This is a genomic window from Longimicrobium sp. (assembly GCF_036387355.1).
Lineage (GTDB): Bacteria > Gemmatimonadota > Gemmatimonadetes > Longimicrobiales > Longimicrobiaceae > Longimicrobium.
Genome location: NZ_DASVTX010000177.1, coordinates 1 through 6,588 on the forward strand (window position 1 = coordinate 1; position 6,588 = coordinate 6,588).

General features: G+C 71.7%; 5 protein-coding genes and 2 pseudogenes. 6 read left to right on the plus strand and 1 reads right to left on the minus strand.

Annotated features, from left to right (window positions below; translation table 11 throughout):
• The first annotated feature begins 367 nt into the window (after window positions 1–367).
• From argC to VF665_RS25875, 6 genes and pseudogenes are all read left to right on the plus strand, one after another.
• A complete protein-coding gene (gene argC, locus VF665_RS08035) occupies window positions 368–1,366 on the plus strand; it encodes an N-acetyl-gamma-glutamyl-phosphate reductase (RefSeq protein ID WP_331052892.1) in 999 nt (332 codons plus the stop codon).
• Window positions 1,363–2,124, plus strand: coding sequence for an acetylglutamate kinase (gene argB, locus VF665_RS08040; protein WP_331052893.1), 762 nt, complete (start codon window positions 1,363–1,365; stop codon window positions 2,122–2,124). The genes argC and argB overlap by 4 nt, the downstream gene beginning before the upstream one ends.
• Entirely contained in the window at window positions 2,111–3,277 is a 1,167-nt protein-coding gene (locus VF665_RS08045; RefSeq protein ID WP_331052894.1) for an acetylornithine transaminase, read from the plus strand. Before argB ends, VF665_RS08045 begins: the two co-directional genes overlap by 14 nt.
• On the plus strand, window positions 3,271–3,798 hold the full coding sequence (locus VF665_RS08050) for an N-acetyltransferase (RefSeq protein WP_331052895.1): 528 nt from the start codon (window positions 3,271–3,273) through the stop codon (window positions 3,796–3,798). The genes VF665_RS08045 and VF665_RS08050 overlap by 7 nt, the downstream gene beginning before the upstream one ends.
• A 231-nt stretch (window positions 3,799–4,029) precedes the next feature.
• Window positions 4,030–5,262, plus strand: coding sequence for an argininosuccinate synthase (locus VF665_RS08055; protein WP_331052896.1), 1,233 nt, complete (start codon window positions 4,030–4,032; stop codon window positions 5,260–5,262).
• Between the two features lie 99 nt (window positions 5,263–5,361).
• Window positions 5,362–5,907 (plus strand): annotated as a pseudogene (locus tag VF665_RS25875) (lyase family protein); the annotation flags it as partial.
• Window positions 5,908–6,003: 96 nt separating this feature from the next.
• Here VF665_RS25875 and VF665_RS25880 read toward each other — a convergent pair.
• Window positions 6,004–6,417: pseudogene (locus VF665_RS25880) on the minus strand (lyase family protein); the annotation flags it as partial.
• Window positions 6,418–6,588 lie beyond the last annotated feature (171 nt).

Genomic DNA, 6,588 nt, shown 5'->3' on the forward strand with positions numbered 1-6,588 from the left:
AAAAGATTCGGAATACACCCGGCCGTCAACCCGCTCCCCATTGCCGTCACCGGCCGCACAGATTCTGAAACTCGCATGCAGAACGCGCCACGGGCAGCAAAGGAAATTCGATCCGTTTACGCCTTCCGGTCCGGACGGGAAAGGAGATGGCCCGGATTGGAAGAAGGGCGAAAACGATCTCTCGGAGGCGCGGCACTCGGAGGAATACCACCCCTTCTCCCACTTCCCCTCTGTGCCTCTGTGTCTCTGTTAGAGCCCATCCACTTGCCTTCCATGCGCGTAAGCCGTGGCTCCGGCACCACTTGGGAACATCGTTCCGGCGGAACGGGTTGACGTGGGCGCACAAACTGAATAGTATTCCGTTGAGATGAATAACTATTCTGTCGGACAGATCGGGATTCTGGGGGCGGGCGGGTACGCCGGGCGCGAGCTGCTGCGCATTCTGGCGGCGCACCCGCGGGCGAGCATCGCCTGGGCGACCTCGGAGTCGGAGGCGGGAACGCCGCTGGGCGAGCTGGTGCACGGGGCGGCCGGGCCCGCGCTGGTGCGCGCGGCGGACGCCGACCTGGCGGCCTGCGACTGCGTGATCTCCTGCCTGCCGCACGGCGAAAGCGCCAAGTGGATGGAGCGGGCGCACGCGGCCGGGGTGCGGGCCATCGACCTGTCCGCCGACCTGCGCGTGCCGGGGGAAGCCACGCCGCTGTGGGCGCGCGAAGCCGTCTACGGCCTTCCCGAGCTGCACCGGGAGCGCATCGCCGGCGCGCGGCTGGTCGCCAACCCGGGGTGCTATCCCACGGCGGCCACGCTGGCCCTGGCGCCGCTGCTGCGCCGCGGATTGACGGCCGGCCCGGTGATCATCAACGCGGCGTCGGGGGTCAGCGGGGCGGGGCGCTCGCCCAAGCGGGAGCTGCTCTTTGCCGAGGTCGCGGAAGGGTTCAGCGCCTACGCGGCGGGGAACGTCCACCGGCACCTGGCGGAGATGCGGTCGCAGGCCGCCGCGCTGGCGGAGGGAAGCGCGCCGGACCTGGTGTTCACCCCGCACCTGCTGCCCGTGAAGCGGGGGATCCTGGAGACCATCTACGTGCCGCTGCACGTTCCGCTCGTGGGCGATCCCGCGGCGATCTGGATGGATGATTATGCAGTGGAGCCCTTCATCCAGGTGTTCGGCGGGGGACGGCTCCCCGCGCTGGCGGACGTGGTGGGCACCAACCGCGTCGCCCTCGGCGTCACCGCCGTGCGCGACGTCGCCGCGCCCATGCTCATCGTGGTCGCCGCCATCGACAACCTGCGCAAGGGCGCGGCGGGGCAGGCCGTGCAGAACCTGAACCTGATGTTCGGCTGGCCCGAGACGGAGGCGCTGCGGTGAGGGTGATCAAGGTGGGGGGCAACCTGGCCGAAGACGCCGGGTGGATGCGCGACGTCGCCCGCGCGGTGGCGGCATCGGGAGTGGAGACCGTCCTCGTCCACGGCGGCGGCAAGGAAGTGTCTGATCTGCAGCGCGTGCTGGGGCTGGAGCCGGAGTGGCGCGACGGGCTGCGCATGACCACCCCCGCGGTGCTGGACGTCGTGCGGATGGTGCTGAGCGGGTCCGTGAACAAGCGGTGGGCCGCAACGCTGCAGGACGCCGGCGTGGACGCGCTGGGCGTGAGCGGCGAAGACGCCGGGCTGCTGAGCGGCAGGGTGAGCCACGGCGGCGCGCTGGGCCGCACGGGCGAGCTGCGGACCGTGCGCGCGGAACTGATCCGCCGCTGGCTGGGGATGGGGCTCACCCCCGTCATCTCCCCCGTGACGCGCGGCGCGGACGGCGGCGGGCTGAACGTGAACGCCGACGACGCAGCCGCCGGGATCGCCGCGGCGCTGGAGGCGGATGAACTGCTCTTCGTAAGCGACGTGCGCGGCGTGCGCAGCGGCGGAACCGAGGTGTCGGCGCTGGACGCGGACGAGGCGGACGCGCTGCTCTCCTCGGGCGAGGCGGCGGGTGGAATGCGGCCCAAGCTGCGCGCGGCGCTGCGGGCCGCGGAATCGGTGGGCGCCGTGCGCATCGGCGACCTGGAAATGATCACGGACGGCGCCGCGGGAACGCGGATTCACCCCACACGGGAGACGGCCCATGCCGGCGACTGAAACCGCATCCGCCCTGCTGGGCGTGTACAAGCCCGCCGGCCCGGCGTTCACGGGCGGCGAAGGGTGCTGGATGGTGGCGGAAGACGGGCGCCGCTTTCTGGACTTCACCAGCGGCATCGCGGTGAACGCGCTGGGCTACGGCGACCCGGACGTGGCGGACGCGATCCGCGGCGCGCTGGACGCGGGGCTCATCCACACCAGCAACCTGTTCCGCACGCACCCCGCGGGCGAACTGGCCGCCTGGCTGGCCGCGCACTCCTTTGCCGACCGCGTCTTCTTCTGCAACAGCGGCGCGGAAGCCAACGAGGGCGCCATCAAGTTCGCGCGGCGCTGGGCGCAGGGGCGGCAGTACGAGGTTCTCGCCTTCCACGGCGGCTTTCACGGGCGGACCATGGGCGCGCTCGCGGTGACGGACCGCCCGGCGTACCAGGAGCCGTTCCGCCCGTTGATGCCGGGGGTGCGCTTCGCGGACGTGGGCGACGTGGAAGGGGTGGAGGCCATCCTGCGCACCCGGCGCGTGGCGGCCGTGATGATCGAACCCATCCAGGCGGAGGGCGGCGTGCGCCCGGTGCCGGCGGAGTTCCTGCGCGCCCTGCGCAGCCTGTGCGACGAGCACGGAGCGCTGCTGGTGTTCGACGAGGTGCAGACGGGGTTGGGGCGGACGGGATGGCTGTGGGCGCACGAGGCGTCCGGCGTGCGTCCCGACATCATGACGCTCGCCAAGCCGCTGGCCGGCGGGCTGCCCATGGGCGCCGTGCTGATGACGGAGGCGGTCGCCGCCTCGCTGCAGCCCGGGGACCACGGAACCACGTTCGGCGGCGGGCCGCTGGTGGCCTCCGCCGCGCTGGCGACGGTGCGAAAGATCGGCGAGGACGCGTTCCTGGCCGAGGTGCAGCGCAAGTCTACGCTGCTGGGCGACCTGCTGGGCGCGCTGGCGCTGCGGCATCCCTGCATTCGCGGCGTGCGCGGGGCGGGGATGATGTGGGGGATCGAGACGGACGGCGCGGCCGGTGTGGTGGCCCGCGCGCTGGAGGCCGGACTGCTGGCGTGCACCGCGGGGGCGGACGTGGTTCGCCTGCTGCCGCCGCTGATCGTGAGCGACGACGAGCTGCGCCGTGGCGTGGCCATCCTGGAGGAGGTTCTGGAATGCTGACTCAGATTGGCGGGGCGACCGCGGAACTGCTGGACCTGGCCCCGGTGGCGCCGGGCGAATCCGTCTCGGTGCGGCCGGCCCGCATCAGCGACATGCTGCAGGTGGAGCCCCTCATCAACCACTTCGCGGCGCAGAACCTCATGCTCCCCAAGACGCGGGAGCAGCTGGTGCGCCTGTTCCGCGAGTTCGTGGTGGCGGTGGATGGAAGCGGGCGCCTGCTGGGGTGCGGCGGGCTGCGCATCTTTTCGCCCGAGCTGGCGGAGGTCATCTCCCTGGCGGTGAGCCCGGCGGCGCAGGGGCTGGGCGTGGGCGGCCGCATTGTGGACCGCCTGGTGGAAGATGCGGAGACGCTGGGGCTGAACACCGTGTTCGCCCTCACGCTGCGCGACGGCTTCTTTCACCGCCTGGGCTTTCGCACGGTGCCCAAGGAGATGTTCCCGGCCAAGGTGTGGTCGGATTGCCGCAACTGTCCCAAGCTGCACGCCTGCGACGAGATCGCGGTTGTGAGGGAAGTGCGTTAGTGCTGTGTGCGTGAGTGCGTGAGTGCGTGAGTGCGTGAGTGCAGAGTGTCCGAGGGCACTGGGCACTGGGCACTGGGCACTGGGCACTGGCCCCTTGGTACCGGGCACTGCCCGCCGCCCGCACCCAAGCCGACGCACTCACGCACCCAGCACTCACGCACTTCGTCACCGCACTCCTGAGAGCGCGCCGGACTGTAACCAACACCATCGCCTGAAAGCGAGCCGAATCCTATGCCGAATCCCCGCGTTGTTCTCGCCTACTCCGGCGGACTGGATACCTCCATCATCGTGCCGTGGCTCAAGGAGAACTACGGCGCCGACGTCATCTGCGTGGCCGCCGACGTGGGCCAGGCCGAGGAGCTGGACGGGCTGGAAGCCAAGGCCATCGCCAGCGGCGCCAGCGCCTGCTACGTGCAGGACCTGCGCGAGGAGTTCGTCACCGGCTTCGTGTGGCCCACGCTGCGCGCCGGCGCCACCTATGGCCGCAAGTACCTGCTGGGCACCAGCATGGCGCGGCCCATCATCGCCCGCGCGCAGGTGGAGATCGCCCGGCAGGTGGGCGCCACACACCTGGCCCACGGCTGCACCGGCAAGGGCAACGACCAGGTCCGCTTCGAGCTGACCTACGCCGCCCTCGCGCCGGACCTGCCCGTGATCGCCCCGTGGCGCGAATGGGACATCCGCTCGCGCGAGGACGCCCTGGCGTACGCGGCGCAGCACGCCGTGCCCGTCGCGGCCACGCGCGAAAAGATCTACTCCCGCGACCGCAACCTGTGGCACGTGAGCCACGAGGGCGGCCCGCTGGAAGACCCGGCGCACGAGCCGGAGTCCGACCTGTTCCTGCTCACCCGCGCGCCGGAAATGGCGCCGGACCGGCCGGCGTACGTCACCATCGACTTCGCCGAGGGCGATCCGGTGGCCGTCAACGGCCAGGAGCTGGGCCCGGTGGAGCTGATCGGCGTGCTCAACCAGATCGGCGGGGAGCACGGCATCGGCCGCATCGACCTGGTAGAAGACCGGCTGGTGGGGATGAAGTCGCGCGGCATCTACGAAACGCCCGGCGGAACGCTGCTGTACGCCGCGCACTCGGAGCTGGAGCAGCTGGTGCTGGACCGGCGCACGCTGGGGCTCAAGGACCTCATTGCCCCCCGTTACGCCGACCTGGTGTACGAGGGCCGCTGGTGGACCACGGAGCGCGTGGCCATGGACGCCCTGGTAAACGCCACGCAGCAGCGGGTGACGGGATCCGTGCGCCTCAAGCTGTACCGCGGCAGCGTGTCGGTGGCCGGGCGGCAGTCGCCGTACTCGCTGTACGACGAGCGCTTCGTGACGTTTGGAGAGGACGACGTGTACCAGCAGGCGGACGCGGCGGGGTTCATCCGCCTGTTCGGCCTGTCCGCCCGGGTGGCCGCCCTCAAGGAGCAGGAGGCCGCCGTTGCGCCCACCCTTGCCGCCGCGGACTGAACGATGCCCTGCACTCCCCTGACGGCGGCCCAGACGCCGCCCACCGTGCCCGGCGCCCGCATGTGGGGCGGGCGCTTCAGCTCCGGCCCCGCGCCGGAGATGGACCTGGTGAACCGCTCGCTCCCCGTGGACCGCCGGCTGTGGCGGCACGACGTGGCGGGGAGCCGTGCGTGGGCCTCGGCCCTGGGCGCGGCGGGCGTCATTACCCTTACCGAGGCGGCGGACCTGCGCTCGGGTCTGGACGCGGTGGCCGCGCGGCTGGAGGGGTGGACGGAGGCCGACTGGGCCGCCGCCACGGATGAGGACGTCCACACCCTGGTGGAGCGCCTGCTGGGCGAAGAGGCCGGCCCGGTGGCCGGCAAGCTGCACACGGGGCGCTCGCGCAACGACCAGGTGGCCACGGACTTCCGCCTGTACGGCATGGAGGCGGCCGCGGCGCTGGACCTGGGGCTGCGCGGCGTGCAGCAGGCGCTGGTGGACCTTGCGGAGGCGCACGTGGGCACGGTGATGCCGGCGTACACGCACATGCAGCGCGCGCAGCCGGTTTCGGCCGCGCACTGGCTGCTCTCGCACGCGTGGCCGCTGGCGCGCGACCGCGAGCGGCTGGCGGACGCCTCGCACCGCATCGCCGTGCTGCCGCTGGGCTCGGGCGCCATCGCCGGCTGCCCGTTCCCGGTGGACCGCGTGCTGCTCAAGGAGAGCGCGCTGGAGTTCGCGCACAGCCGCGTCCAGCCGCGCCATCGCGCCCATCGCCCAGAGGCGCGAGTCGGTGGCGACCTGGTCGTTACGCGAGCGGCCGGTGTGGAGCTTCCCCGCCACGTCGCCGGCCTCCTCGTACAGCAGGCGCTCGACGAGAGAGTGCACGTCCTCGTCGTGCGCGCCGCGCCAGTCGTCGGCGGACCAGCCCTCCAGGCGGGCGGCAACGGCATCCAGCCCCGCCTGCAGCCGCAGCCACTCCGCGTGCGTGATGACCCCCGCCGCGGCGATGGCCGAGGCCCACGCTTGGCTCCCCGCCACGTCCTCGCGCCACAGACGAAGGTCCACGGGCAGCGAGCGGTTCAGCCGGTCCATCTCCGGCGCCGGCTCCGCGGCGAAGCGGCCGCCCCAGAGCTTGGGCTTCGGAGTCGGGGCGGGGTGGGTGGCGGATGCGAGCATTGGTTCGGTCCCCGGCTGGGTGAATAGTCCTAAGTGCTAAGTGCTAAGTCCCAAGTCCTGAAGTGCTGAGTAAAGTTACCTAGCACTTAGCACTTGGCACTTAGCACTTCCCCTTCAGTCCGCCGCCAGATCCCCCGCCAGGCGCGTGATGCCCAGCGGCGGCGCGGGCGT